The sequence below is a fragment of the Aeromonas sp. R7-5 genome (assembly GCF_040908015.1).
GTDB lineage: Bacteria > Pseudomonadota > Gammaproteobacteria > Enterobacterales > Aeromonadaceae > Aeromonas > Aeromonas caviae.
In genome coordinates this window covers 82,591-107,916 of sequence record NZ_JBFOCZ010000032.1, presented here as the reverse complement: position 1 = coordinate 107,916, position 25,326 = coordinate 82,591, and the positions used below count along the sequence as shown (strand labels likewise).

Sequence of the window (25,326 nt, the reverse complement as noted above, 5' to 3'; positions counted from 1 at the left end):
AAGGCTTGTTTGTAATATGCTGGCACTTTCCCCATTCACTGATGGAGCTCACATGAGCCAATCACCCCACATGGTCAAAGATTCGGTCAGCGGTGCAGACTACTTCCTGCGCGGCTTCTCGCTCATCCGCCAACCCGGCATCCGCACCTTCGTGCTGATCCCCCTGCTGGTCAACTTCGTGCTCTTTGCCGGTGCCTTCTACGCCCTGTTGCTACAACTGGACGGCCTGTTCGCCTGGCTGCACCAGCAGATCCCGAGCTGGCTCTCCTGGCTTGATTACCTGCTCTGGCCCATCGCCCTCATCACCATACTGGTGGTCTTCTCCTTCATCTTCAGTTCGGTGGCCAACTGGATAGCGGCCCCTTTCAACGGCCTGCTGGCAGAGAAGGTGGAACAGATCCTCACCGGTGAAGCCATGAATGACACCGGCATGCTGGATGTGGTGAAAGATGTGCCCCGTACTTTCGGCCGCGAATGGACCAAGCTGAAATACTATCTGCCCAAGGCCATCGGCTGCCTGATCCTCTTCCTGATCCCGGTAGTGGGCCAGACCCTGGCACCCGTGCTCTGGTTCCTGCTCAGCGCCTGGATGATGGCGATCCAGTATGTCGATTATCCGTTCGACAACCACAAGATCGGCTTTATCACCATGCGCGACGCCCTCAAGCAACGTCGTGGAAAGTGTCTGAGCTTCGGCGCCCTGGTGACCCTCTTCTCCGCCATCCCGGTGGTGAATCTCTTCGTGATGCCGGTGGCCATCTGTGGCGCCACCGCCATGTGGGTAGACCAATACCGCAGCGAGCAACTTGGACGCAGAACCGCGTCATCATGATCAAAAGAGGGGGCGAAAGCCCCCTTTTCATTACTTAATCTAATGCATAACTAAGATAGCTTGTCGCCCCAGCGCAGGGTTGTTAGGATGCGGGCCTTTCTCGCACCCTGGGATATCTCATGTTACATGCACTCTTCTTGCTCGGCCTGGTGGCCGAAGGGATGACTGGCGCGCTGGCAGCGGGTCGGCGACGGATGGATCTGTTTGGCGTCGTGATCATCGCCTCGGCGACGGCCATTGGTGGCGGTACCATTCGGGATGTGCTGCTGGGCCACTATCCCCTGCTCTGGGTCGAGCACCCCGAATACGTGCTGCTGGTGGCGGGCGCCGCCATGGCCGGGGTCATCTCGGCCCCGCTGATGCGCTACCTTGGCAAGCTGTTCCTGGCGCTCGATGCCCTGGGGCTCGTGGTCTTCTCCATCTTCGGGGCTGCCCGGGCGCTCGAGATGGGCCACGGGGCCGGCATCGCCTGCATCATGGCCGTGGTGACCGGCGTGTTCGGGGGGGTACTGCGGGACTTGCTGTGCCAGCGCATCCCGCTGGTGTTCAAGCGCGAGCTCTATGCTGCCGTCTCGCTGATCACCGCAGCGCTCTACTGCTTTGCGCTGCACCATGGGCTGCCCAACGACTGGGCCGCTTTCGGTGCCATCGGCATCGGCTTCGTGCTACGGCTCCTGGCGGTACGCTTCAAATGGGGACTGCCCACCTTCAACTATCAGTACGCCACCCATTGAACGCGCCAGTTCCTGGCCATATCGCACGGATAACGAGCAACAAAAAAGCGCCATACGGCGCTTTTTTGTTGGGCATCGGCAAGAGAGGAAAGGGTCAGTTGATCCCTTCCGAGCTGAAGAAGGTCGCCTTGTCGGCGATGAAACGCACCTTGATGTTCTTGCCTTCCCCTCCCCAGACACAGCTCGTGGTGCCGAGAGCATCGTCGCAACGCTCGGCCTTGCCGAGGATGGCACTCGCTTCGGCATAGCTCATCCCGACTTTCAGCTTGTCGTAGCTCTCGCGGTTGAGCTTGCCGCAACCAGTCAACAACAGGGCGATGAGCCCCCCGATCACAATCTGCTTCATCTTTCTCTCCTCTGGCTGGAGTCCAGAGCCTAGCAGCTTGGTCCCCCTCAATGCCAGCGGCAAAAAGACACAATCGGCACTCAACTCTTGAGACGATCCCGACTCACCAGCTACGAACGGGGCCCGTGTCCAGGTGCACGAAGTTGTCAGAAGGGTAATAACCCACACCGCCCACCTTGAGGTTCAGGGCGGCCTTGCGCAGGTGCGCCAGCTGCACGCCGGGGATGCGCACGTCAACCGCCTGCCCCAGGGTGTGGTAGCTGTGCTTGGCGACGCCGCGACTCTTGCGCCGCTTCTGCTGATTGGTGGCCGGGGAGCGATAACCCGAGATGAGCTGGATTTCGCCGTGGCGTCCCAACTTGTGTTGCAGCAGAAAGAGCTGATCAAACAGCTTTCTGTCGATGTTGAACACTTCGTTGCGACGGTAGTCACGGAAAATATGGTTGAGCTCCGCCAGCCCGTCACTCAGATAGTGGCCATCTTCCCAATAACTGGCGCGTACCCGCTCGCCGGTATTGAGGTTGAAGAAACTCAGTTCCCGTCCCGAAGTGCTGCGGCTCGCCAGCGCAGGGAACGACAGCAGGCTGGTCCCCATCAGGCAACCCGCCCCCAGCAGCAGACGGCGTCGGCTTATCTCTTGTCCCAGCATCCGTTGTCCGTCCATCTCATGGTGAAGTCACACAGGTGAATGAATTTGATACAAGGGCCGAAACTACCTGCCAGAAAAAGCGCTGTCAAACCCCATTCATCCATGAAAAAGCCCGGCACGGGCCGGGCTTTTCACTCTGTGGCGAGGATCACAGCAAGCGGCTTTGATAGCTGACTCTGTCGAATCCGTAGATATCGTTGCGCAGTTGCTGACGTCCCTCTTCATCAATCCAGCTGCTCCAGTAGACGGTAAACACCGGGATAGGGTTGCTCAGGGGCAGCCACTTGGTCTGGGTCTCTTTCAGGATGCTGGCCACCTTGTCCGGCTGATAGCGGGAGTCCGCCAGCAGCAGCTCCGCCAGATCGTCGGCGTGTTCCACCCGGATGCAACCCGAGCTGAAGGCACGGGCCCCCTGCTCGAACAGCGCCTTGCGCGGGGTGGAGTGGAGATAGATGGCATCGTTGTTGGGCAGATAGAACTTGTAGCGACCCAGGGCATTGTGATCCCCCGGCTTTTGCCGCAACCGGTAAGGGAAACCGGAGGCCAGCGCATGGTGCCAGCCATCTTCGCTGAACTGCACCGGATTGCCCTCGCCGTCGATCACCTCGAACTGTTCGCGATCCAGGTAGGCAGGATCGCGCCCGAGCTTGGGCAGAATGTCCTTGCTCAGGATGGAGCGCGGCACGTGCCAGGCCGGGTTCAGCACGATGGAGCGGATCTCGCTGGCGAGGATGGGGGTGGCCCGCTGCTCCTTACCGACGATGACCCGACTGGTGAAGACCTCGCTGCCAGACTCCACCACGCTCAGGCGGTAGTCCGGAATGTTGACCAGCACATAGCGACCGGCAAGGTGATCCACCAGGTCACGTCGCCACAGGTTGCGCAGCAGCAGGCTGGCGCGCACCTCGGGCCCGGTATTGAGCCAGCTGCGGGTCTGCCGGCCTATGATGCCGTCGGCGGTCAGGCCGTGGCGGCGCTGGAACTGCTTGATGGCCTGTTCGGTCTCGGGATCGTAGAGGCTGTCCTGGTGAGTCGGGGCACTGTCCCCCAGTTCGTTCAGGATGGAGCGGATCTGGCCGAGCTCGGTCGAGCTCTCCCCGGCCCGCAGGGTCGGCATGGAGAGAGTGGGCCAGTGCTTGGCCATGGGCATGGCCAGCAGCTTGCGCACTTCTTCGCGCACGGCGTCGTATTCCGCCACTTGTGGCCTGAGTTGCCTGACCTGCTCCAGCAGATTGTCTCCCTGGGGGGCATGGGCCAGGGGACGGTTCAGATCCAGCTTGAGGGTCTGCATCTGTTCGCGCGCGACCAGATCCATCCCTCGCCAGGCCTGCTGGAACCGGGCCAGCTTGCCAAAGGCCTCATCGTAGAGGGCACCGCGCCGATCCGCCGGGGTCTTTTGCAACTGCTGCCAGAGGCGGTAGAAATCCGGATGCAGCTGGGCCAACACCGCTTCCTGCAACTGCTGTTCAAGCTCATGACGAGCCTGCTCGGCCACCTCGTTCTGATACCAGTCATGCTGAATGCTTGGACTGGCCACTACCGCCTGTTCCGTGCTGGCATGAACCATGCTGGCCGGCCAGCAGCCCAGCCAGATGAGATTCGCCAATGCCAACCAATACTTCTTACCCATGCTTCTTACCACGCTTGCCTCAAATCGGTTCATTTCGGCCTGTCAGGCGCGACGGTCAGGACCCCATGATGCGTGAATGCTGGCGACTTTGCTAGCGGACGGAGGTGTAACGACGCCAGATGAGTTCCTGCTCCCCGCTGTCACCGACGGCCACTATCGCCTCGTTGAACCGCGCTACGAATTCCCCGGACAGGGTCTTCTTGCTCAACATGAAAAAGGTGGGCGTCTCATGGATCGCCATGGTGTGGGGGACGACCGCATCCGACAGCCCCTCTCTCTTCAGACCCCAGGGCGTGGCCAGACTATCCCCGAGAAAACCGTCTATCCGCCCAAGCAGCAGCTTGCGATAGTTTTGCACATCGTTGACCTCGCTCACCTGGTTGCGGTATCGCTGCAGAACCTTGGTGATTTCCGGGCCGTAATAGTAGTCCCTGGTCACACCGAGGCGATGCCCGTGGGCCAGCCAGCTCGCCAGATCCGACTCCTCACCGGTACCGGATTTGCGTACCCAGAGCGATGTCCGGCCCGGGTTGTAGGGGATGGAGAACCAGGCATAACGCGCCCTCTCATCAGCAAAATACGCCTCCATCACGATGTCCAGCCGACCCCGCTCAAGATCGTGCAACCCCCGCTTCCAGGGACGCTCCACATAGACCAGACGACACCCCAGCCGATTCGACACGGCATTGAGGTAGTCGACCGCAAATCCACGCAGTTCCCGACGTGCGCCCTCTTGCTGGTAATAGTGGTATGGGGGCCAGTCATCGAAACCGACGCGAAGGGGGGAGGAGCAGAACGATTGCGCCCACAACGGTTGGAGGGGCAGACAGCAGAGCACACAGAGAGAGAAGAGTCTCATGGGTCATCCTTGACGACGGGACAGGCCATCTTAATTCTGCCCGGGTGAAATGGCGACAGATCCTGCCACAACAAAGCACAATATCAGCCGTTTGCCTGATGCGCCCCAGGTGGCGGCAGACAGGTTGGCGCCGAAAAAGCCACAATCAAGAAGAGGAAGCAAACGACCCCAAAGCCCCTTGGTAAGCAGGGTGATTGAGGGTTAATATGTGAGCAAATATATTTTTGTGATCCACTATGCTTTTTTTGCAATTGGATTAGCATATGCGCGAAATCTGCCTATCAATCTGTCGGGCGTCGAGTGAGTAATATGACCTACAAAAAGTTCGGTTTTCTGGCTGCCATCCTGGCACTGAGCGGTTTCTACCTTTATACCCTCTATCTGGCCGCTCACCCCAACGTGAGCCTGGCTTACAAGCTCTATTACCTGGAAGGCAAGACCCGTTTCTGGGAGCACAACTCCAGCATGACCTACCAGCCCGGCAACGAACTCAACCTGACCAAGCCGAGCCGCTTCCTCTCAAGCGAAGGCTGGGCCAAGAAGCCCAGCGAGCAAGGCACCGAGCTGAGCGGTCAGGGCGGTCTCTATTTCGTGCTGCCCAAGCAGCAGGCCCAGCCGGGGCAGCTCACCATCCAGGCCAGGATCAACAGCCCCCAGGCTGGCGCCCTGCTCAAGGTGGCGCTGGGCCATGATTTCACCACCACGGTCAAGCTGGCCAAGGCGGGCATCAACGAGATCCGTCTCAGCCTGCCGGGCGACTCCCTGACCGCCGATCCCAAGCGTCCCAACTTCCTGGCGCTCTCCGCCCCGACACCGCTCAACGTCCAGTCCGTGCGACTGACCGTGGCTCAGTGAAGCGGAATGCCCCAAGTATCTGTTCCGTAAAATAATTCTTTCAATAAGGAAGTTCCCATGTCCCGTGCCGATTTTCGACTCTCTCTGGTCGTTCCCGTTTACAACGAGGAAGAGAGCATAGACGCCTTCATCAGCGCGATAGATACCGAACTGGCCCCGCTCAAAGACCAACTTGAAATCGTGTTCGTCAACGATGGCAGCCGTGACCGCACCCGTGAGGTGGTCGAGCAGGCCATCGCCCGGGATCCCCGTGTGACCCTGGTCAACCTGGCCCGCAACTTCGGCAAGGAAGCGGCCATGACCGCAGGCCTGCACCAGGCCAAGGGCGACGCCATCGTCCCCATGGACGTGGACCTGCAGGATCCCCCCTCTCTCATTCTGGAGTTCGTCAAGCTGTGGCAGACCGGCGACTATGACACCGTCTACGGCATCCGGGTGGATCGCAGCGCCGACACCCCGATGAAACGCCTGACCGCCGGTGGCTTCTACCGCTTCTTCAACGCCCTCTCCACCAGCACCAAGCTGCCGGAGAACGCCGGTGACTTCCGCCTCATCGATCGCAAGGTGGTCGAGGCCATCAAGCAGTTGCCGGAGCGCAACCGCTTCATGAAGGGGCTGTTCGCCTGGGCCGGTTTTCGCGCCGTCGGCGTTCCCTACGAGCGCCCGGCCCGCCATGCCGGCGAAACCAAGTTCAACTACTGGAAGCTGTGGAACTTCGCCCTTGACGGCCTGATGAGCTTCTCCAGCTGGCCGCTGCGGGTGTGGAGCTACATCGGGGTCGGTGTCTCCTTCATCGCCTTCCTCTATATCCTCAAGATCATCACCCAGGTGCTCTTCTTCGGCATCGACGTGCCCGGTTACGCCTCCCTGATGTCGGTCATGCTGTTCCTCGGCGGCATCCAGCTGCTGTCGCTGGGCATCATCGGCGAGTACATCGGCCGCATGTTCGTCGAGGTGAAACAGCGCCCCGTCTACCTCATCGAAGGGGTCTACGGCCAGTACGCCAAGCAGGATGAAGAGCAGAAGCAGGAAGTGCCCACCACCAGCAAGAAGGGCGCTGGCAAGAAGGCCGCCGCGAAAGCCGCTGATGATCAGCAGGAGCAGGCGTCTCAATGATCTCCCGCGAGGAATTCTGGCGGCTGGTTCGCTTCGGTTTTGTCGGCGGGGGGGCCACCCTCGTCGATCTGGGTACCTCCATCGCCCTGTTTCATACCTGGCCGGCCATCTCCGAGCACCTGGTCACGACCCTGGCCTTTGCCGTGGCGTTCTGGTTCTCGTTCTTCGGCCATCGCTACATCACCTTCCAGAAACAAGGTGCCGCCAGCAAGTTCCTGCTGGTTGCCCTCTTCTCGCTGGCGGTGCGTAATCTCATCCTGAGCGGTTTGCTGTTTGCCGGTCTCTCCGGCCTGTTGCCGGTGGTGATCGCTACCCTGACCGTCACCGTGCTCACCTACGTTCTCTCCCGTATCTGGGTTTTTGCCTGATGAATGATATGACCAATACCGCCCCGTCAACCGGGGCTGCACTCCCCTATCGCCCGTCACTGCGCATCAGCGGCCGCGACTGGCTGATGATCGTCGCCGCCTTCGTACTGAGCCGGGTGGCGCTCTATGGCATGGGCTATTTCGGCGTCCAGCTCTATGGCGCCACCGACATCGGGCCGCTGCAAGCCTACTGCCAGTTCGACTGCGTCTGGTTCCAGCGCATCATCGAGAATGGCTACGACCTCTATCCACGCTGGCTGAGCAAGGGCAATGCGGCGAACTGGGCCTTCATGCCCCTCTATCCCATGCTGGCCGGCGGTCTCTCCAGCCTGTTTGACATGGAGAGCCTCATCGGTCTGATGCTGGTGGCCAACATCGCCTTCTTCATCAGCCTGCCCCTGATGCTGCTGGTGCTGCGCCAGCTCAAGCTGGGGGACGACACCGCCCGCTTCGGGGTCTGGCTGCTGGCCTTCTCCCCCTTCTCCGCCTATTTCGTCTCCGGCTATACCGAGCCCATGTTCATGGCCTTGATGCTGGGAATGTTCCTGTTCGCCTACCGCGAACAGTGGCTCATGGTCGCCTTCCTCGGCATCTTCATCTCCGCCACCCGCAACCTGGGGGTGATGATGGTGTTCCCGGTGCTGATCCTGGCCCTGCAGGCCTACGGCTGGCGCGAGTTCTTCCGCTTCACCGAGCGGGCCTTCAAGGTGGTGTTCACCCTCTGGCTCATTCCCCTCGGCCTCTTCTCCTACATGGTCTATCTCTATCACCTCACCGGGGATGCCCTGGCCTTCAAGCACATCCAGGTGGCCTGGGGCCGCTATATGGACAGCCCCCTGGACTGGTGGCTGAGCGGCTTCGAGCTGGGGGGGCGCAAGGCCTATCTCTCCATCATGGTGATCTTCGGCTGGTGCCTGAATGGCTACCTGTTCAGCCAGAAACGCTGGGCCGAAGCGACCCTGATGTTCATCTGCTGCACCATCCCCCTGATGACCGGCCTCAACGCCATGCCCCGCTACATGTTCGGCCTCTATCCGACCCTGCTGGCCATCGTGCTGCTGGCCCATCGCTGGCCTGCCATCCGCCCTGCGGTGCTCTGCATCAGCGGCATGGTTGCCTCCTTCATCGCGGTGGCCTTCGTCAACTTCAAGTTCTTCACCGTGTGACGCCACCCCGAATGCCTACAAGCCGGTCAACTGACCGGCTTTTTTCATGGCCGCGACACCCGGTTCACACTTTTCCATTCTTGAAAACGTAACCATTTGAACTGACGTCACAAATCGGTATTTTACCGGTCCAAGCCTGTCCCAGCGCGCCCTAGAATGAGTGCCTCAACGGACCCTGCTCCTCACACTCTGCTCAAGGAATGGCTTATGCGTCTCTCTTCGCGCCCCGCTCTTCGCCCATCACCCCTGTGGCTGGCCGTGCTCGCCACACCGCTGTTCATCAGTCAGGCGATGGCCGCCCCCGAGGTCTATCTCCATGTGGATGGCAAACCGGTGGCCGAGGCGCTGACGCTGGACAAGGGCACCGTCACCCTGACCCACAGACTGGACAAGGGGAGCCACCAGATCCGCATCAGCGATGCGGGCAACAGCTGCGGCACCAGCTTCGGGCCAACCGAGGCCAAGCCCCTTCCCTTCGGCACCGCCCAGCCCATGGACAAGTGCAGCAAGGGGACAGACTTCAATCTGAGGGTGATGCTGGCGGGGGACTACGAGTTCACCTTCAACCCCGATACCCCCAGCCTCAAGGTGTTGCGGGCAACCAAAAAGAGCGAGTTCAAACGCCAGCCCCCGGAAGAGCCCTGTATCAGCTGGGATGGCGGCCCGGTCACGACATCACTCAAGGGAGTCTGGCCCGACGGCACCCGGTTGCGGGATGCCTACTCGGGACAGGAAGCCGTGGTCAAGGGCGGCAAGATCACCCTGACACCGAGCAAGGAGAGCGGCGGCCTGCTGCTGCTCGAGCCGGTCAAGGCCGCCAAGCCTGCTCCCTTCAGCTGGGATCAGGCGAGCGTCTATTTTCTGCTGACCGACCGCTTCCACAACGGCGATCCTGCCAATGATCACAGCTTCGGTCGTCAGAAGGATGGTCAGGACGAAGTAGCCACCTGGCATGGCGGTGACTTCAAGGGGCTGACCGAGAAGCTCGACTACATCAAGCAACTCGGCATCAACGCCATCTGGATCACCCCCATGGTGGAACAGGTCCACGGCTTCATCGGCGGTGGCGAACAGGGGAACTTCCCCTTCTACGCCTACCACGGCTACTGGGCGCTCGACTTCACCAAAATCGACCCCAACTACGGCGACGAAGAGAGCCTGAAAACCCTGGTGGACGAGGCCCACAAGCGCGGCATGCGGATCATCCTCGACGTGGTGATGAACCACGCAGGCTATGCCACCCTCGCCGACTTGCAGGATCTGGGGCTCACCGATCTCACCCAGAACACCGGCAAGCTGCCGAGTCGCTGGAATGAATGGCGCCCGAGCGGCGGCCTCAACTGGCATGGCTACAACCAGTTCATCGACTACCAGTCATCCCACTGGGACAAGTGGTGGGGCCCTGACTGGGTGCGGGCCGGCCTGCCCGGCTACCCACAACCCGGCACCGACGACGTCACCGGCTCGGTGGCGGGACTGCCGGACTTCCTGACCGAATCCACCAGATCGGTGGGGCTGCCACCGCTGCTCGCTGCCAAAAAAGACACCAGGGCCAAAGCCCTGCCCAACGCCACCGTGAGCGATTACCTCATTGCCTGGCACACCGACTGGGTGCGCCGCTTCGGCATCGACGGCTTCCGTGCCGACACCGTCAAGCACCTGGAGCCCGCGGTCTGGGCCAGGCTCAAGCAGGCGGGCACCGACGCGCTCAAGGAGTGGAAGGCCGCCAACCCTGGCAAGGCCCTCGATGACCTTCCCTTCTACATGGTGGGCGAGGTGTGGGATCACGGGGTCGCCAAGGACTTCTGGTACCAGCACGGCTTCGATTCCCTGATCAACTTCGACTACCAGCGTGAATTCGCCCTGCCCCAGGCCCAGTGCATGGCGGGGGCAGAGCCCACCTATGCGAGCTACGCCAGCCGCATCAACCAGGATCCCGAGTTCAACGTGCTGAGCTACATCAGCTCCCACGACACCAAGCTCTTCTTCGGCGACTACCAGGACGTGGCGCTGCAACGGCGGGTGGCCAACAGCTTCATGCTGCTGCCGGGGGGCATCCAGATCTACTATGGCGACGAGTCCGGCCGGGGACTGGCCAAGGATGGGGGCGTGTTCGATCAGAGCGTGCGCTCGGACATGAACTGGCAGGAGCTGGCGAGTGGCGAGAAGGCGGAGCTGGTCAAGCACTGGCAACGGCTCGGCCAGTTCCGTGCCGCCCACCCTGCCATCGCGGCGGGCAGCCACAAGAAGATTTCCGATGCCCCCTACGGCTTCGTGCGGGAGAAAGGAGAAGACAAAGTGGTCGTGGTCTTCGCGGGTCGGCAGAAATAGCCACCTGGCCTGAATAAAAAGGGGAGCCGATGGCTCCCCTTTTTTGTCTTGCCGACGCCCGCATCAATCAGACTGGCGGGCCGCCTTTGGCCACTGCAACCTCGCCCTGAGCAGGGTTTCCTGCCACAGGGGCCAGGCCAGCAAGGCCTGCTGATAGGCGCCAGCCTGACCGGGCAGCGAAATGCCATAGCTTGCTAGCCGATAGGCCATCACCGCATAGAAGGCATCCAGAATGCTCGCCTCGTCGAAATAGAAGGGCCCCCGCGCCTGGGACCAGAGGGTCTGCAACCGGGCCAGCTCGTCGATGACCTCCACCGGCGGTTCACTCTGGGTGGGCGCCCCCAGGAAGAAGGGCAGCAGGGTGCGGATCTGACGAAAACCGGCGTGCAGCTCGGCGCACAGGCTGCGGGCCAGGGCCCGTTCGGCCTTGTCCACCGGATAAAGGTGACGCTCCGGGCAGCACTCGTGGAGATATTCGGCGATGGCCAGAGAGTCGTGAATACGCAGCTCACCGTCGTCGAGCCAGGGCACCAGGCCGGCGGGGGCCGTGCGCTTGAGCCGTTGCAGCTCCTTGGCATCTTCCAGATCGAAGACCTGCTCCTGCCACTTGAGCCCGCTCATGGCCAGCACCAGCGCCGTTCTCATTGCCCAGGTGGAGCCCGTGCCCACCGTCAAAACCAGGGATCCCATCGATTGCCTCCTGCATGGGTAGTTTACTGGCCATCCCGCCGGCCCCGTGGCACGACATCCGATGACCACCTCACATTTGCGTACTGGCGGGTTTGACCCACTTGGGTAGCAGTGCTAGTTTGATTTTTCAAAACAATCAGTTAGCAACAATGTGAGCTATGGACAGCCAATTTACCATCGTCATCGCAGATGACCACCCCCTGTTTCGGGGCGCCCTCTATCAAGCGGTGCACATGGCCATCGACGACGCCAGATTGCTGGAGGCTGACTCCATCGACAGCCTGAGCCACCTGCTCGATGAACATCCCGACGTCGACCTGCTGCTGCTGGATCTCAAGATGCCGGGGGCCAACGGCTTCGAGGGGCTGGCCTATCTGCGCGGACATCACCCGGATCTCCCCATCGTCGTGGTCTCGGCCTCCGAGGATCCCGCCATCATCCAGCAGGTGCTGCGCCTGGGCGCGCTCGGCTTCATTCCCAAATCCGTCCCCATGAAAGAGCTGGTCAGCGCCCTCAATACGGTGATCGGGGGGGACAACTGGGTGCCCGAGGGGATCTCCCTCCATCCCGAGCCCAGCGAAGGCCCCGATTTCGCCACCAAGCTGGCCAGCCTCACCCCCCAGCAATACAAGGTGCTCATCATGTTGCGGGATGGCAGCCTCAACAAACAGATCGCCTGGGAGCTCAACGTCTCCGAGGCGACCATCAAGGCCCATATCACCGCGATTTTCCGCAAACTCGGGGTCAAGAACCGCACCCAGGCGGTCATCGCCCTCCAGCAGATGGATATCAAGGACAGTTGAGCCCCTTGCCACCATCAGAGCCCATATCACTCCGCCTTCTTTCCGCAAACTCGGGGTCAAGAACCGCACCCAGGCGGTCATCGCCCTGCAGCAAATGGGCATCAAGGACGACTGAGCTCGTCCCCGGCTGGCTCGTAACAAGCCAGCCACACCCGCCTCCCAGAAGACTCTCTGGCCCCCCGCGGCAGCCGGAAACGGCCTCCCTGCACCATTTGCGGCTCGACAATTAGCACGGTCGTACTTTATGCTGCCAGCCCAGAGAGAGGAGAGCCGGATGAGCAAGGGACGTCTGACCCGCGACACCATTTTGCAGACTGCATTCGAGCAGGCGAGCCAGCAGGGGCTTGAGAGCCTCACCATAGGCTCCCTCGCAACGGCCTGCGAGATGTCAAAAAGCGGTCTGTTCGCCCACTTCCAGTCCCGCGACAACCTCCAAATCGCCGTGCTCACCCATTCCGCCGAGGTATTTCGGGAGCGGGTGATCCAGCCGGTGCGCCAACAGGGACACGCCACCCAGCAGGAGAAACTGCTCGCCCTGTTGCAGGCCTGGCTGGCCTGGAACCAGAGTTTTGCCGGCCGCTGCATGTTCCTCGATGCCTGGACCTCCGCCCAGGAGGGTGAGGTCCAGCAGGCGGCACGCGAGCTGGTCCGTTTCTGGCTCGACTACCTGGCACGCCAGGTAGTGCAGGGGCAAGCCAGCGGGGAGTGGCGCAGCGATCTCGATCCCTGGCGCGCCGTCTATCGCCTCTATGGCCTCTATCTCGGGGATCAGGTGTTCCATGCCCTGGCGCTCAGCGAGGATCCGGCCCGCCACTTCTGGCCCGAGGTGGAACAATTGCTGACCAGCTGGCGCTGACCCGACGGGCTCTTCTTTTTAAAAACTCGCAAAAAAGCACGATCGTTCGCACACAAAAGACACAGGATGACCATGAGCAGCAAGATCTACTTCAACACACGCCGCTTCAGCCCGAGCAAGTTGCTGCTGGGCCTCGGCACCCGCCTGCATCACGTGCTCGCGCCCACCCACGCCAAGCGCACCGCCAGCAAGCTGCTGCTCACCCCGCAGCGGGCGACCCGGGGCGTCGCAGCCCCGACCGGCCTGGTCGAGCAGGCCATCCACACCAGTGAAGGGACCCTGATGAGCTACCGGCTCGGGCAGGGGCCGGTCTGGCTGTTGATGCACGGCTGGTCAGGCAGTGCCAGCCAGTTCTATCCGTTGATGAGCCACATCGCCGCCCAGGGCTATACGGCCCTCGCCTACGATCACCCCGCCCACGGCCGGAGCGAAGGGAACAGGGGTCACCTGCCCCGCTTCGTGCGCGCTTTCGACGAGATCCTCGAGCGGGTCGGCCCCGTCCAGGGCGTCATCACCCACAGCATGGGGGGCGCCGTCACCCTCAGCAGCCGTCACCCGGCAATCGATGCGCTGCCGCTGCTGCTCATCTCCCCGGTACTCGACTACGTGCCCCAGCTCTACGGCATGGTGGCGCGCTCCGGCTACTCCATCCGGCTGTTCGATGCGGTGGTCAAGGAGATAGAACACGAATACCAGCACCCGCTCAGCACGGTTGACCCCCTTGGCCGGCTCGCCCGGCGCAGCGGCGCCGCCCTCATCGTTCACGATGAGGAAGACCGCTTCGCCCCCCACCGGGACTCCCTGCGCGCGGCCCAGGATGGCAGAACCCGACTGGTCAGCACCCGGGGGCTCGGCCATGGCCGTATTCTGGCAAGCCCTCCTGCCTTCGCCGCCTTCGATCAACTGAGCCAGACACCCTTGGCAAACTGAAAATGAAACGGGCCGCAAAAATTGAGCGTGCGGCCCATTTTTATCCGGTATACAACGTCTTATAGTTGAATTGCGCGGTGGCAACCCGCCCTGGCGATCACGATAAGGCGCACCCTCATGGCCAGACCCAATACTGCTCTTCTGCTGACTGGTGGTGGTGCCCGCGCCGCCTATCAGGTCGGCGTACTCAAGGCGGTGGCCGAACTCTACCCCCGCAACATCGGCATCCCCTTCCCCATTTTGTGCGGCACCTCGGCGGGGGCTCTCAACATCACGGCGCTGGCGTGCTACGCCTCCTGTTTCCATCTGGGGGTGCGCAAGCTGGAGTGGGTCTGGCGACGATTCGAGACCCACCACATCTTCGACTTCCACCCTTGCCAACTGCTGTGGCGCACCCTCTATCAGGGCTCGGCCGGCCTCATCACCCCCCAGAGCAACCGAGCCTTTCACCTGTTTGACAACGCCCCCCTGCGCCGTCTGCTGGATCAGCTCATCGACTATCACCGCATCGATGACAACATCCTCTACGGCAGCCTGGAGGCCATCGCCATCACGGCCTCCGACTACGATGACGGCCTCTCCACCACCTTCTTCCAGGGGCGGGCCGAACATCAGCCCTGGGAGCGCGCCAGACGACGTGGCCTGCGTACCCTGCTCACCTCGGATCATCTGCTGGCCTCGTCGGCGCTGCCCTTTGTCTTTCCCGCCACCCCCATCGGCGATCGCGTCTACGGGGATGGCTCCATCCACCAGCTGAGCCCGCTCAGCCCCGCCATCCACCTGGGGGCGGAGCGGATCCTGCTGGTGACCCTGGACTCCCCTCACAGGGAGAACCCGACGCCCCGCCAGGGGCACCTGACCAGCTCCAACATCGCGAGCCATCTGCTCAACACCGTCTTCTCCGACACCCTTAATTCGGATCTGGAGCGGCTCGGGCGCATCAACCAGACCCTTTCCCTCATTCCGGCACGGGAGCGCAGTCGACTGAAACTGCGCCAGGTGGAGACCTGCGTGATCCGCCCCAGCCAGGATCTCGACCTCATCGCCCTCGAATACCTCCCACGGTTGCCGACCCAGCTGCGCCGTCTGCTGCGAGTGCTCGGGGTCAACGGCGAAGAGAGCAGCAGCCTGGCCAGCTTCCTGATGTTTGACCCCGGCTATTGCCAGCGGCTCATCAAGCTGGGATACCAGGACGCGCTGGATCACCGCCAGCGCATCGAGGCCTTCCTCGACCTGCCGGGCAGCGGGAGGCAGCAGCAGTTTCGCGAAGAGGCCTGAGGGGCCTTATCCCATGGCAAGGAGATCCTAGCGTCCCTCCAGCAGGCGCTGCTCCGCCTGTTCCATGGCCACGGCCGTGCCGAAAAGCACCAGGGTATCTCCCGCCGCCAGCACCAGCTCGCGCCTGGGATCCAGGCTGCGCTCCCCGCGATGAATCGCCTTGATGCGCACCTCTCCCAGGGCGAGATCCCGTACCCTGTGCCCCACCGCCCAGGCCTGGTCGTGCAGCAGCACAGGATGCAGCCGCTCGAGCTGTTGATCCGTCTCCAGATTGCCCGCACTCTTGCCGCCCCAGTAGAAACCGTGCAGAAAGCGATACTGGCTGCTGCGCTCGTGCTCCATGCGCCGGATCACCCGGCCGATGGGAATGTCGCAGTTGAGCAGCAGGTGGGAAACCAGCATCAGGGCTCCCTCCTGGGATTCGGGGATCACCTCGAAGGCGCCGGCCTGCTTGTAGTGTTCAAGGAAGCTGTCATCCCGGGTACGCACCAGCACCTTGATCTCCCCCGCCAGCTCCCGGATCAGCGTCAGCATGGCATCGACCCGCTTGCGATCGTCGAAGGTGATGATCACCAGCCGCGCCCGCAGCAGACCGGCCGCCAGCAGGATGTCGCGCCGACTGGCATCGCCGAACGCCACCTGCTCCCCCGCGAGCTTCGCCTCGCTCACACGCTCGGGATCGAGATCCAGGGCCAGGAAGGGGATCTCTTCGAGCTTGAGAAAGCGGGCACAGGTTTGGCCGGTGCGTCCGAACCCGGCGATGATGACGTGCTGGTGTTTGCTCAGGCCCGACTGGGCCACCTCGGCGCGAGAGAGCAGGGCACTGTCGGTGAGGGAGTGGGCAAGTCCCAGCGCCCGCAACACCAGCCAGGGGGTGAGGGCGATGGAGATGACACCGATGCCGATGAGCAGAGAGACCAGCTGGTGATCCAGCAAGCCGTGATGACTTGCCAGCGCCAGCAGCACAAAACCGAACTCCCCGACCTGGCTCAACATGATGCCGGCGGCCATGGCGTCGCGCTTGCGCTCCCCCATCAGGCGGCCCGCCAGCAATATGAGCAGCGACTTGCACAGGATGAGCCCCGTCACACAGGCCAGCACCTGCCACCAGGCGTCCGCCACCAGCGCCCAGTCCATGGTCATGCCGATGGTAATGAAGAAGAGCCCCATCAACACGTCGCGAAACGGCTTGATGTCCACCTCAAGCTGATGACGATAGTGGGACTCCCCCAGCATCATGCCCGCCAGGAAGGCACCGAGCGCCATGGAGAGCCCCATCCACTGGGTCAGGGAGGCCGCCAGCAATGCCACCAGCAGGGCACTCAGTACGAAGAGTTCGTCTGAACGTGCGCGCGCCACCTCGAAAAACAGCATGGGCAGCAGCCACTTCCCCACCGCCAGCAGCACGGAGAGCGCAAACAACCCCTTGAGGGAGGCCCAGGCGACCTCCGCCAGCAGGGCGCTGCCCTGCACCTCGGGCTGGGCCAGGATGGGGATCATCACCAGCAGGGGCACCACGGCAAGATCCTGGAACAGCAGCACGCTCACCCCGAGCTGGGCTCGCCGGGTATGGAGCTGCTTGAGCTCGCCGAGCTGCTTGATCACCACGGCGGTGGAGGAGAGCGCCAGGGTGCCTGACACCACCAGCGCCTGGGCCAGGCTCAGCCCCCACCACCAGCCGAGCCCGAAAAACAGCAGTGAGGTGAGCAGCACCTGCAGGCTGCCGACCCCCAGCACCAGCTTGCGCATGGCGAGCAGACGCGGCAGGGAGAACTCGAGCCCGAGGGAGAACATCAGGAACACGATGCCAAGCTCCCCTATGGTCTGCATCATGGCCTGACCCGTGACGATGGCCACGCCGTGGGGGCCGAGCAGCATGCCGGCAAACAGATAGGCAAGGATCACCGGCTGGCCGAGGCGCCGGAAAATGGCCACCAGCACTACGGCGAAGATCAGCAGGATCAACACATCGGCGTACACCCATCCCTCTCCTTCATTTGCCCGGCCCCCTCTTCCCTGCAAGCACAGCGCCCGCTCCCCATATGGCACGCCACTCGCTCAGCGGCAGGGATTTCCCCTCCCGTTTCATCCCGTTAAGCCTAGCCAGCCCCCTTGTTTTTCATCGGACATATTTTAGGCACAGGGCTTGCAAGAGCCTGCGCAATGAATGGAGAGGTGTAAGGGCTGTAACGTGGAAAACACATCGTCATTGAACGGCTTCGGACATGGCATAGAGCAGTGGGTACAGCAGATGGAGCGGCTTGCGCCGTTGACCGGGCAGGACCGCTATCAGCAGATAGAGCAGTTGCTGGGGCAACGGGATCTTGACGCCCTGCTGGCAATCTTTGCCGAGCGGGTGGCAAACATTGTCCGGATCCACTCGCTCCAGTTCGACTGTGGCCAGCCCCATCCCCTCATCTCGCACCCGCCCCAGGCCAGGCTGACCCTGCATGCCTATCGCTTCGAGCTGCGGGGACGACACGAGCAGTTGCTCGGCCAGTTGCACTACGAGCTGGAGCACCCCCTGAGCGACGGCCAGAGGCGGTTGCTTGAGCAATATCATCAGCTGTTCAGTCTCACCCTGCCCCTCTATCTGCGGCTGGATCGGCTGGAACAGCAGGTGCGGCTCGACCACCTGACCGGGCTTGGCAATCGCGCCTACTTCGATGAGGCCATCGGCCGGGCGGTGGAGCAACACAGCCGGGAACCCCACGGCCTGGTGTTGGTGCTGCTGGATCTCGACAGATTCAAGCAGGTCAATGACACCTGGGGCCACCCGGTGGGCGACCTGGTGCTAAGCCGCTTCGCCCAGTTGCTGCAGGGGTGCATTCGCGGGACGGATCAGGCGTTTCGCCTCGGCGGGGACGAGTTTGCCCTGCTGCTGCAACCCGCGGACCCCGAGGCCTGGCGCCCGGTCTGGCTGCGGTTGCAACATGTGCTCCACAGCCACAAGGAGCTCAGCGCCTTCTCGGTGGGGTGCAGCCTGGGAGCCGCCAGCTGGCAGTCGGGCATGGATGTGCAGCGCCTCTACGAGACGGCCGATACTCATCTTTACGCCCGCAAGAAAGCCGGGGGCTCCGGCCTGCCCGAATAGGGCATCCCCTTTCGCCTCCCGGCCCCCTGTCACTCTGCGATGTCAATCCGCATCCTGGGGGACGGGGGGCCGCCACTCCCACGCCACCCCCTCTTCTGGCGCCAGAAATCCGTCGCAGACAAAGAGCCCGGCCACCAGTGCCACCTGTTCACCGTAGTAGAGGATGGGAATGCGCCCCCGCAGCCAGGAGGGCACCCCGTACTCTTGCAGCAGCTTCTTGAGCCGCCGGCTGCCCACCCGCCCCACCGGTTTCAGCATGACGCCGGGGGCGACCTGAAAACGCACCGAGAGCGGCTCGTCCCCCCTCGGTGTCCGCAACCCTTCGCCATCCGTTCTCCAGAGCCTGAACTGCCCGAGCCCGTCCGGCAGAGTGAGCGTCTCTTCCATCCGGATGGGCAGCACCTCCTCGCGGGGGGCGAGATCCGGCGCCACCAGGTACAGGCGCCCCTGATAGCGGCGGCACGCCAACCCTTGCAGGCTCAGCCTGGGGTTGGCGTCATCGCGCGCCAGCGCCACCTCCTGCCACAGCAGGCCCAGCAGCTCGCGGGAGGGCATCTCTCCCCCTTGGCGGCGGATCCAGTGGCGCAGCAGGTTGTTGCGCCGCACGGGGGAGAGGGAGAGGAGTCCGTCAATGCGCAGCCCTTCTCCCTCACCCACCGCCTGCCAGTCCGCCTCGGCCAGCTCGCTGATGAGCGCCTCCTGCTCGGCGCACAGGGCCATGGTGCGCGCCGTCGTCCGGGCCATGGCGGGCCAGCGGTTCTTGAGCAGGGGAATGATCTGCTGGCGCAGGAAGTTGCGGTCATAGCTCGGGTCCTCGTTGCTCTCATCCTCAACCCAGCCATAAGGAAGTGACTGCGCGGCTTCCGCCAGCTCGGCCCGGCTCATGTCGAGCAAGGGGCGCAACAGATGGCCTGCGGCAAAAGGCTGGCTCGCCACCATGCCCGCCAGCCCGCGCAGACCGGCACCCCGCTTGAGCGCCAGCAGCAGGGTCTCCAGCTGATCGTCCTGATGGTGAGCTGTGAGCAGCCACTCCCCTTCCCCCAGGTGGGCGGCGAGTCGCTCATAACGCGCCGCCCGCGCCTGGGCCTCCATGCTCTCCCCGTTGCCTCGACAGAGCTGCACCCGCTCCACGATGAGGGGCACCGCCAGTTGCCGGCACACCCCTTCGCAGTGAGCCACCCAGTCGTCGGCATGTGGGCTCAGGCCATGATGAACGTGCAGGGCGTTCAGGGCGAGGCCGTGGGCGCGGGCAAAACGGGCCGCCAGCACCAGCAACACGGTGGAGTCGAGCCCGCCACTGAAGGCCACCAGCAGGCCCCGGGAACCTTCCGGCGCGGGCAGGGTCTGACAAAAACGAGAATAAATACGAGAAATCATAGGCTTCCCCAATACGACCAGGCCGATCTTAGCAGAGTCGGGCTTATCAAGCGCTAACCCGGCTGCTAGAGTGAATCGCTCCCTGCGTGGGCAAGGAAGCCATATAACCCGAATTGGAATAAAACCATAATGAACAACAAGAAACACATCCTGGCCACCCTCGTCGGGCTGGCCCTGCTGGCCGGTTGCAGTCAGGCACCGAGCCAACCGGACAAACACTCCGGCCTTGCGCTGGCCAACATGGACACCAGCGTCAAGCCTGGTGACGACTTCTTCCGCTACGTGAACGGCCACTGGCTCGCCACGGCCAAGATCCCCGATGACAGGCCCGCCGACGGCGCCTTCTACCTGCTGCGGGACAAATCCCTGGCGGACGTGCGAGTGCTGGTGGAGGGGCTGGATGGCAAGGCCGCCGCCGGCACCCCGGCCCAGCAGATCCACGACCTCTACCAGAGCTATCTGGATCAGGCCGCCCGCAACGCCAAGGGCACCACGCCCCTGCTGCCGATGCTGAGCGAGATAGAGCAGATCAGCACGCCGCAGGATCTCGCCCGGGCCTTCGCCCAGAGCGCCCGCACCGGTGGCGGCTCCCCCTTCGGTTTCTGGATAGACGCCGACGCCAAGGCCCCTGACAGCTATGCCGTCTACCTCTACCAGGCCGGCCTCGGCCTGCCGGATCGGGACTACTACCTCAAGCGCGACCCCAACAGCCAGGCGCTGCTGCACAAGTACGAGCAACACATCGCCGCCATGCTGACCCGCTTCGGTGAGACGGATGCCCAGGCCAAGGCGAAACGCATCCTGGCCCTCGAGACCAGGCTCGCCCAGATCCAGTGGGACAACGTGGCCCTGCGAGACAGAGAGAAGAACTACAACAAGGAACCGGTGAGCGAGCTGGGGCGCCTCGCCCCCGCCATCGACTGGGACGCCTACCTGGCCCAGGCCGGCCTTGCGGGGCAGCAGAGCCTGGTCATCGGCCAGCCCACCTATCTCTCGGCCCTGAACGAGGTGATGCAGCAGACCCCGGTCGCTGACTGGCAGGCCTACCTCAAGTGGCAGCTCATCACCGATTACGCCCCCTACCTCGACAGCCAGACCGATGCCCAGAATTTTGCCTTCTTCGGCACCGCTCTTAGCGGCACGCCCAAGCAGCGCGCCCCCTGGGAGCGGGCCCTTGGGGTGCTGGACAACAATCTTGGGGAGGCGGTGGGCAAGCTCTATGTCGAGCGCTACTTCCCGCCAGCGGCCAAGGCCCGCATGGAGCAGCTGGTGGAGAACCTGCGCACCGCCTACGGCCAGAGCATCCAGGAGCTGGACTGGATGTCCCCGGCCACCAAGACCCAGGCACTCGAGAAGCTCGCCAAGTTCAGACCCAAGATCGGCTACCCGGACAAGTGGAAGGACTACAGCGCCATCACCATTCGCCCCGACGATCTGGTGGGCAACCTGCAGCGGGCCCGCGCCTTCGAATACGCCGACAACCTGGCTCGCCTCGGCAAGCCGGTCGATCGGGACGAGTGGCACATGTCACCCCAGACGGTGAACGCCTACTACAACCCGAGCAACAACGAGATCGTCTTCCCGGCCGCCATTTTGCAGCCCCCCTTCTTCGACATGACGGCGGACGATGCGGTCAACTACGGCGCCATCGGCGGGGTGATCGGCCACGAGATGGGCCACGGTTTTGATGATCAGGGGGCCAAATCCGACGGTGACGGCGTGATGCGCGACTGGTGGACGCCGGCGGATCTCAAGGAGTTTCGCTTCCGCACCAGCCGGCTGGTGGCCCAGTACAACCGCTTCGAGCCCATCAAGGGCCAGTACGTCAACGGCCAGTTTACCCTGGGGGAGAACATCGGCGATCTCGGCGGCCTCACCATCGCCCACAAGGCCTACCTGCTCTCCCTGGATGGCAAGGAGGCCCCGGTGCTGGACGGTTTTACCGGCGAGCAGCGCTTCTTCCTCGGCTGGGCCCAGGTGTGGAAGGGCATGTATCGCCCCGAGCTGATGCAGATGCTGCTCGCCTCGGATCCCCACTCGCCGCCGGAATACCGGGTCAACGGCGTGGTACCGAACATCCCCGCCTTCTACGAGGCATTCAAGATCCAGCCCGGCGACAAGCTCTATCTGGACCCGGCCAAACGGGTCAAGATATGGTGATGACAACCCGGGCAGGGGGCGGCCGACCAGCGGCCCCCTGCCCGCTTCCGACGTGGCAGGGAAGCGGCCCCTGCCCGTCACAGACACACAAGCAGCAACAAAGGTCCTCTCCATGAAAGCCTTATTCCTTACTCTCGGCCTGCTCACCCTGCCCCTCGCCAGCCAGGCGGCGGACGGCTTCTTCAAACAGCTGACGCTCCCCTCCGGCCAGGTGGTGACCGTCAGCGAAGGGCGCGGCGAGCCCGCCTCCACCGGCAGCTACGACGTGCGCCTCTACTCCGGTGCCAACCCGCAGTTTCCGCTGGATCAGTTCATCGACGGCAAGGTGCTGCCGCGCGATGGCAGCATCAAGGAGCTCAAGCTGCTGGATCTCAACGGCGACAAGCAGCCTGAAGTCATCGTCGTGGTGGAGAGCGCCGGCAGCGGCAGCTACCTGAGCGCCGACGCCCTCACCATCAATCCCCAGGAGGGGCTGGAGAGCTTCAACCACGTGGAGGGACTGGCCTCCAGTGACGATGTGATTGAGGCCCTCAAGACCCCCCGCGACTGACCCCCCACGCCCCGTATCACGGGGCGTTTTTTTACCCCGCGCCTCCCGATGCGGTGCCCACGGCCCCCCACAGGGCGGATGGACGCCTGTTTTTTTCTGTGCCTATAATCGCCGCACCCTGCCATAACGAAACACAAGGAGGTAAAAAATGGTTATCCAAGCGTGTCCGATGTTCTCGGCTCGCCTGTTCGGCACATTCAAGTGCTCTTGCCTGCATACCATCGCGCTGCGATAGCGGGTTCGAGCAAAGCCGACTCCCTTCCATACCGAGACCTTTCTCGACTCTGCCGTTGTCGCCAGCGCTCCTGATGACAGGGATTTCCCATCCCGCGATTTAAGAGAGCAAGAGCATGACAACCCTGATGAGTACCCATTCCCTGCAGATGAGTGCGGGGCACCTTCCCTTATTTGATCACCTCGAACTCGGCATTCGCGCAGGCGACCGACTTGGCCTGATTGGCGCCAACGGCTGCGGCAAGAGCACATTGCTCGCGCTGCTGGCGGGCGAGCGCACGCCCCAGGCCGGCCGGATCGTGCAGGCCGCCGCCTGCCGCTGCGAGTTCGTGGCCCAGCAACTGCCCGCCGGGCTTTCCACCCTCAGCACCCGCGCCGTGCTGCTGGATGCACTGGGCAATGACCCCGCCGCCGAATGGCAGGTGGACAAGCTGCTGGCCGAACTGCAGCTGGAGGCCCAGGCCACGTTGCCGGTCAGTGCACTGAGCGGTGGCCAGCACAGCCGGCTGCAGATAGGCCGCGCCCTGCTGCGCCAACCCAACCTGCTGCTGCTCGATGAGCCCAGCAACCACCTGGACTTGCCCGCCCTGCTCTGGCTCGAGCAGTTTCTGCTGGGCTGGCGCGGCGCCTTCGTGCTGGTCTCCCACGACGCTCGCCTGCTGGACCGCGTCACGGATCAGACCCTGATCCTGCGAGACGGCCAGTTGCACCGCTTCGCCCTGCCCTGCAGCCAGGCCAGGGCGGCACTGGCTGCCGAGGATGAGCAGGCCCGTCTGCGCCGGGCGGACGAGCAAAAGGAGATAGACCGCCTGAGCGCCAGCAGCAAGCGCCTCGCCATCTGGGGGCGGGAGCATGACAACGAGAAGCTGGTGCGCCAGGCCAAGTCCATGGAAAAACGTATCGCCCGCCTGCAGGAGGAGCAGAGCCAGGTGGCGGCGCTGGCCCCCTGGCGGCTCGAGCTGCGCGGAGTGAGCCTGCCTGCCGACACCCTTCTGCGACTGGAGGCCCTCGACGTATCGCCGGCACCGGCACTGCCGCCGCTGCTGCGTGCCGAGGGGCTCTGGCTGCGGGCGGGAGACAGGGTTGCTCTGCTCGGTGCCAACGGCACCGGCAAGTCTTCCCTGCTGCGCCAGTGCTGGCGCGAACTGACCATGCAGAGTCCGCAGGCGGGCTGGTACTGCCACCCCGGCGCCAGCATCGCCTATTACGATCAGTCCCTGCAGCAGCTGGCTGACGACGCCACCCTGAGCGACGCGCTGTACCCCCTGGCCCCTCTGCCTGAGGTGACGCGGCGACAGGCGCTGATCCGGGCGGGCTTCCCCTATGTCCGCCACGGCCAGCAGGTGCACACCCTGAGCGGGGGCGAGCGGGCACGGCTGCTGTTTCTCGCCCTGTCCCTCGGCAGCCACCACATGCTCTGGCTCGACGAACCCACCAATCACCTGGATCTGGCGGGCAAGGAGGAGCTGGCCGATGCCATTGCGGCCTTCCCCGGGGGCGTGCTGCTGGTCTCCCACGACCGGGAGCTGATCGAGCGCAGTTGCAACCGCTTCTGGCTGATACAGGACGGGCGCATCCAGGAGGCTCACAGCGCCGAGCGGGCCTATGCCGAGCTGCTGGGCGATGCCCCCTTGCCGCAGGCGGGCAGCCCGGCTCGATCAGGTGACCCGCAGACCGCGGCCGCCACGGGGGATGACGAAGAGGCGCTGCTGGCGCGCTGGTATGAGCTCGATGCCCTGCTCGCCGCCGATCTGGCCCGCAAGCCCAGGCACCAGACCCCGCGCCTGCAGCAGCAGTGGCGTGACGAGCTGGCGCGCCTGGCCGAGCGGCTCGGGTTTGCCTGACGCCAGCCCGGATCATCCATCTCTTGTTACGCAACACACGCGGCCAGCCACGGCTGGCCGCAAGGAGTCATCATGACATCAGCACCACCCCACATCAGGCTGGATCCCGTCACCGACGCCGATCTGCCTCACATCTATCGCGGCCTATCCGATCCCCGGGTCGTCGCCTACTACGGCGTCAGCTACGACAGCCTGGCGGCATGCCGGGCACAGATGGATTGGTATGCCGAGCTGACCCGCACCGGCCGTGGCGCCTGGCATCTCATTCGCGACCGACTCTCGGGCGAGCCGCTGGGGGCCATCGGCTACAACGATGCCGACCCGACTCACCGGTGTGCCGAGCTGGGCTACTGGCTCTATCCCGAACACTGGGGCAAGGGGGTGATGAGCGCGGCGCTGCAACTCTGGCTCCCGCTCACTTACCGCACCACCGACCTGCACCGGCTGCTGGCAGTGGTGGAGGAGCCCAACCACCCCTCCGCCCGCCTGCTGGAGCGGGCCGGTTTTCACTACGAGGGCACGGCGCGGGAGTGCGAGCGCAAGGGGGATGGCTTCATCTCCCTGCGCCACTACGCCATCTTGCGCAGCGACCTGCCCGCCAGCCTGTGACCAGCAACAAAAAGC

Annotated in this window: 23 protein-coding genes and 1 pseudogene; 17 read left to right on the top strand and 7 right to left on the bottom strand. The window is 63.4% G+C overall.

The window, feature by feature from the left end; translation table 11 throughout:
- The first annotated feature begins 52 nt into the window (after positions 1-52).
- Together cysZ and AB5Y53_RS13565 are read left to right on the top strand one after the other, a co-directional pair.
- Entirely contained in the window at positions 53-832 is a 780-nt protein-coding gene (gene cysZ, locus AB5Y53_RS13570; protein ID WP_302098142.1) for a sulfate transporter CysZ, read from the top strand.
- Positions 833-951: 119 nt separating this feature from the next.
- Positions 952-1,566 carry a trimeric intracellular cation channel family protein gene (locus tag AB5Y53_RS13565; protein WP_010673446.1) on the top strand — a complete coding sequence of 205 codons (615 nt, stop codon included), beginning with the start codon at positions 952-954 and terminating at the stop codon, positions 1,564-1,566.
- A 94-nt stretch (positions 1,567-1,660) separates the two neighbouring features.
- Here AB5Y53_RS13565 and AB5Y53_RS13560 read toward each other — a convergent pair whose 3' ends face one another.
- The 4 genes from AB5Y53_RS13560 to AB5Y53_RS13545 all read right to left on the bottom strand — a co-directional run bounded on the left by AB5Y53_RS13560 (position 1,661) and on the right by AB5Y53_RS13545 (position 5,050).
- Complete coding sequence (locus AB5Y53_RS13560; RefSeq protein ID WP_010673445.1) at positions 1,661-1,912, bottom strand: hypothetical protein; 252 nt, start codon at positions 1,910-1,912, stop codon at positions 1,661-1,663.
- 103 nt (positions 1,913-2,015) lie between these two features.
- Positions 2,016-2,561 carry a DUF882 domain-containing protein gene (locus AB5Y53_RS13555; RefSeq protein WP_039039271.1) on the bottom strand — a complete coding sequence of 182 codons (546 nt, stop codon included), beginning with the start codon at positions 2,559-2,561 and terminating at the stop codon, positions 2,016-2,018.
- A 148-nt stretch (positions 2,562-2,709) separates the two neighbouring features.
- The gene (locus AB5Y53_RS13550) at positions 2,710-4,191 is read right to left on the bottom strand and encodes a murein L,D-transpeptidase (protein ID WP_213320415.1); all 1,482 of its coding nucleotides are present in this window, start codon (positions 4,189-4,191) and stop codon (positions 2,710-2,712) included.
- A gap of 91 nt (positions 4,192-4,282) precedes the next feature.
- Positions 4,283-5,050, bottom strand: a complete 768-nt coding sequence (locus AB5Y53_RS13545; RefSeq protein WP_069651724.1) for an ABC transporter substrate-binding protein — start codon at positions 5,048-5,050, stop codon at positions 4,283-4,285.
- Positions 5,051-5,359: 309 nt separating this feature from the next.
- Between AB5Y53_RS13545 and AB5Y53_RS13540 the strand changes: the two genes are divergently transcribed.
- The 5 genes from AB5Y53_RS13540 to AB5Y53_RS13520 all read left to right on the top strand — a co-directional run bounded on the left by AB5Y53_RS13540 (position 5,360) and on the right by AB5Y53_RS13520 (position 10,886).
- Positions 5,360-5,905, top strand: a complete 546-nt coding sequence (locus AB5Y53_RS13540) for a hypothetical protein (RefSeq protein ID WP_368182282.1) — start codon at positions 5,360-5,362, stop codon at positions 5,903-5,905.
- A 57-nt stretch (positions 5,906-5,962) separates the two neighbouring features.
- Positions 5,963-7,021, top strand: coding sequence for a glycosyltransferase family 2 protein (locus tag AB5Y53_RS13535; RefSeq protein WP_041214702.1), 1,059 nt, complete (start codon positions 5,963-5,965; stop codon positions 7,019-7,021).
- Positions 7,018-7,389 carry a GtrA family protein gene (locus AB5Y53_RS13530; RefSeq protein ID WP_010673439.1) on the top strand — a complete coding sequence of 124 codons (372 nt, stop codon included), beginning with the start codon at positions 7,018-7,020 and terminating at the stop codon, positions 7,387-7,389. The genes AB5Y53_RS13535 and AB5Y53_RS13530 overlap by 4 nt, the downstream gene beginning before the upstream one ends.
- Positions 7,389-8,555 (top strand): membrane protein, encoded by a 1,167-nt coding sequence (locus tag AB5Y53_RS13525; protein WP_029313951.1) that lies wholly within the window; start codon positions 7,389-7,391, stop codon positions 8,553-8,555. Before AB5Y53_RS13530 ends, AB5Y53_RS13525 begins: the two co-directional genes overlap by 1 nt.
- Before the next feature lie 207 nt (positions 8,556-8,762).
- Positions 8,763-10,886, top strand: coding sequence for an alpha-amylase (locus AB5Y53_RS13520; RefSeq protein ID WP_139700599.1), 2,124 nt, complete (start codon positions 8,763-8,765; stop codon positions 10,884-10,886).
- A gap of 63 nt (positions 10,887-10,949) precedes the next feature.
- Here AB5Y53_RS13520 and AB5Y53_RS13515 read toward each other — a convergent pair whose 3' ends face one another.
- Positions 10,950-11,576, bottom strand: coding sequence for a glutathione S-transferase (locus AB5Y53_RS13515; protein WP_010673436.1), 627 nt, complete (start codon positions 11,574-11,576; stop codon positions 10,950-10,952).
- 158 nt (positions 11,577-11,734) lie between these two features.
- Here AB5Y53_RS13515 and AB5Y53_RS13510 point away from each other — a divergent pair, with 158 nt between their 5' ends.
- From AB5Y53_RS13510 to AB5Y53_RS13490, 5 genes and pseudogenes are all read left to right on the top strand, one after another.
- Entirely contained in the window at positions 11,735-12,379 is a 645-nt protein-coding gene (locus AB5Y53_RS13510; protein WP_010673435.1) for a response regulator transcription factor, read from the top strand.
- A gap of 7 nt (positions 12,380-12,386) precedes the next feature.
- Positions 12,387-12,494, top strand: a pseudogene (locus tag AB5Y53_RS13505) (DNA-binding response regulator); the annotation flags it as partial.
- A 159-nt stretch (positions 12,495-12,653) separates the two neighbouring features.
- Positions 12,654-13,235 (top strand): TetR/AcrR family transcriptional regulator, encoded by a 582-nt coding sequence (locus tag AB5Y53_RS13500; protein WP_052814342.1) that lies wholly within the window; start codon positions 12,654-12,656, stop codon positions 13,233-13,235.
- A gap of 72 nt (positions 13,236-13,307) precedes the next feature.
- Positions 13,308-14,165, top strand: a complete 858-nt coding sequence (locus AB5Y53_RS13495; RefSeq protein WP_010673433.1) for an alpha/beta hydrolase — start codon at positions 13,308-13,310, stop codon at positions 14,163-14,165.
- Between the two features lie 117 nt (positions 14,166-14,282).
- Complete coding sequence (locus AB5Y53_RS13490) at positions 14,283-15,443, top strand: patatin-like phospholipase family protein (protein ID WP_053288144.1); 1,161 nt, start codon at positions 14,283-14,285, stop codon at positions 15,441-15,443.
- 27 nt (positions 15,444-15,470) lie between these two features.
- On the opposite strand, the gene AB5Y53_RS13485 is transcribed toward AB5Y53_RS13490, so the two are convergent.
- Entirely contained in the window at positions 15,471-17,423 is a 1,953-nt protein-coding gene (locus AB5Y53_RS13485) for a monovalent cation:proton antiporter family protein (protein WP_201925599.1), read from the bottom strand.
- A gap of 187 nt (positions 17,424-17,610) precedes the next feature.
- On the opposite strand from AB5Y53_RS13485, the gene AB5Y53_RS13480 reads away from it, so the two are divergent.
- Positions 17,611-18,537, top strand: coding sequence for a GGDEF domain-containing protein (locus tag AB5Y53_RS13480; protein ID WP_041214696.1), 927 nt, complete (start codon positions 17,611-17,613; stop codon positions 18,535-18,537).
- 42 nt (positions 18,538-18,579) lie between these two features.
- On the opposite strand, the gene tilS is transcribed toward AB5Y53_RS13480, so the two are convergent.
- Positions 18,580-19,914, bottom strand: coding sequence for a tRNA lysidine(34) synthetase TilS (gene tilS, locus AB5Y53_RS13475; RefSeq protein WP_368182280.1), 1,335 nt, complete (start codon positions 19,912-19,914; stop codon positions 18,580-18,582).
- Between the two features lie 129 nt (positions 19,915-20,043).
- Here tilS and AB5Y53_RS13470 point away from each other — a divergent pair, with 129 nt between their 5' ends.
- From AB5Y53_RS13470 to AB5Y53_RS13455, 4 genes are all read left to right on the top strand, one after another.
- Entirely contained in the window at positions 20,044-22,074 is a 2,031-nt protein-coding gene (locus tag AB5Y53_RS13470) for a M13 family metallopeptidase (RefSeq protein WP_368182279.1), read from the top strand.
- Positions 22,075-22,186: 112 nt separating this feature from the next.
- The gene (locus AB5Y53_RS13465; RefSeq protein ID WP_368182277.1) at positions 22,187-22,624 is read left to right on the top strand and encodes a PliI family lysozyme inhibitor of I-type lysozyme; all 438 of its coding nucleotides are present in this window, start codon (positions 22,187-22,189) and stop codon (positions 22,622-22,624) included.
- A gap of 350 nt (positions 22,625-22,974) precedes the next feature.
- Positions 22,975-24,702, top strand: coding sequence for an ABC-F family ATP-binding cassette domain-containing protein (locus AB5Y53_RS13460; protein WP_368182275.1), 1,728 nt, complete (start codon positions 22,975-22,977; stop codon positions 24,700-24,702).
- Between the two features lie 72 nt (positions 24,703-24,774).
- Positions 24,775-25,311 (top strand): GNAT family N-acetyltransferase, encoded by a 537-nt coding sequence (locus AB5Y53_RS13455; RefSeq protein WP_368182273.1) that lies wholly within the window; start codon positions 24,775-24,777, stop codon positions 25,309-25,311.
- Positions 25,312-25,326 lie beyond the last annotated feature (15 nt).

What these genes read in the sequence shown, in the direction of transcription:
- cysZ (WP_302098142.1), top strand. Translation starts at nt 53, where the DNA reads ATGAGCCAATCACCCCACATGGTCAAAGATTCGGTCAGCGGTGCAGAC.
- AB5Y53_RS13565 (WP_010673446.1), top strand. Translation starts at nt 952, where the DNA reads ATGTTACATGCACTCTTCTTGCTCGGCCTGGTGGCCGAAGGGATGACT.
- AB5Y53_RS13560 (WP_010673445.1), bottom strand. Translation starts at nt 1,912, where the DNA reads ATGAAGCAGATTGTGATCGGGGGGCTCATCGCCCTGTTGTTGACTGGT.
- AB5Y53_RS13555 (WP_039039271.1), bottom strand. Translation starts at nt 2,561, where the DNA reads ATGCTGGGACAAGAGATAAGCCGACGCCGTCTGCTGCTGGGGGCGGGT.
- AB5Y53_RS13550 (WP_213320415.1), bottom strand. Translation starts at nt 4,191, where the DNA reads ATGGGTAAGAAGTATTGGTTGGCATTGGCGAATCTCATCTGGCTGGGC.
- AB5Y53_RS13545 (WP_069651724.1), bottom strand. Translation starts at nt 5,050, where the DNA reads ATGAGACTCTTCTCTCTCTGTGTGCTCTGCTGTCTGCCCCTCCAACCG.
- AB5Y53_RS13540 (WP_368182282.1), top strand. Translation starts at nt 5,360, where the DNA reads ATGACCTACAAAAAGTTCGGTTTTCTGGCTGCCATCCTGGCACTGAGC.
- AB5Y53_RS13535 (WP_041214702.1), top strand. Translation starts at nt 5,963, where the DNA reads ATGTCCCGTGCCGATTTTCGACTCTCTCTGGTCGTTCCCGTTTACAAC.
- AB5Y53_RS13530 (WP_010673439.1), top strand. Translation starts at nt 7,018, where the DNA reads ATGATCTCCCGCGAGGAATTCTGGCGGCTGGTTCGCTTCGGTTTTGTC.
- AB5Y53_RS13525 (WP_029313951.1), top strand. Translation starts at nt 7,389, where the DNA reads ATGAATGATATGACCAATACCGCCCCGTCAACCGGGGCTGCACTCCCC.
- AB5Y53_RS13520 (WP_139700599.1), top strand. Translation starts at nt 8,763, where the DNA reads ATGCGTCTCTCTTCGCGCCCCGCTCTTCGCCCATCACCCCTGTGGCTG.
- AB5Y53_RS13515 (WP_010673436.1), bottom strand. Translation starts at nt 11,576, where the DNA reads ATGGGATCCCTGGTTTTGACGGTGGGCACGGGCTCCACCTGGGCAATG.
- AB5Y53_RS13510 (WP_010673435.1), top strand. Translation starts at nt 11,735, where the DNA reads ATGGACAGCCAATTTACCATCGTCATCGCAGATGACCACCCCCTGTTT.
- AB5Y53_RS13500 (WP_052814342.1), top strand. Translation starts at nt 12,654, where the DNA reads ATGAGCAAGGGACGTCTGACCCGCGACACCATTTTGCAGACTGCATTC.
- AB5Y53_RS13495 (WP_010673433.1), top strand. Translation starts at nt 13,308, where the DNA reads ATGAGCAGCAAGATCTACTTCAACACACGCCGCTTCAGCCCGAGCAAG.
- AB5Y53_RS13490 (WP_053288144.1), top strand. Translation starts at nt 14,283, where the DNA reads ATGGCCAGACCCAATACTGCTCTTCTGCTGACTGGTGGTGGTGCCCGC.
- AB5Y53_RS13480 (WP_041214696.1), top strand. Translation starts at nt 17,611, where the DNA reads ATGGAGAGGTGTAAGGGCTGTAACGTGGAAAACACATCGTCATTGAAC.
- tilS (WP_368182280.1), bottom strand. Translation starts at nt 19,914, where the DNA reads ATGATTTCTCGTATTTATTCTCGTTTTTGTCAGACCCTGCCCGCGCCG.
- AB5Y53_RS13470 (WP_368182279.1), top strand. Translation starts at nt 20,044, where the DNA reads ATGAACAACAAGAAACACATCCTGGCCACCCTCGTCGGGCTGGCCCTG.
- AB5Y53_RS13465 (WP_368182277.1), top strand. Translation starts at nt 22,187, where the DNA reads ATGAAAGCCTTATTCCTTACTCTCGGCCTGCTCACCCTGCCCCTCGCC.
- AB5Y53_RS13460 (WP_368182275.1), top strand. Translation starts at nt 22,975, where the DNA reads ATGACAACCCTGATGAGTACCCATTCCCTGCAGATGAGTGCGGGGCAC.
- AB5Y53_RS13455 (WP_368182273.1), top strand. Translation starts at nt 24,775, where the DNA reads ATGACATCAGCACCACCCCACATCAGGCTGGATCCCGTCACCGACGCC.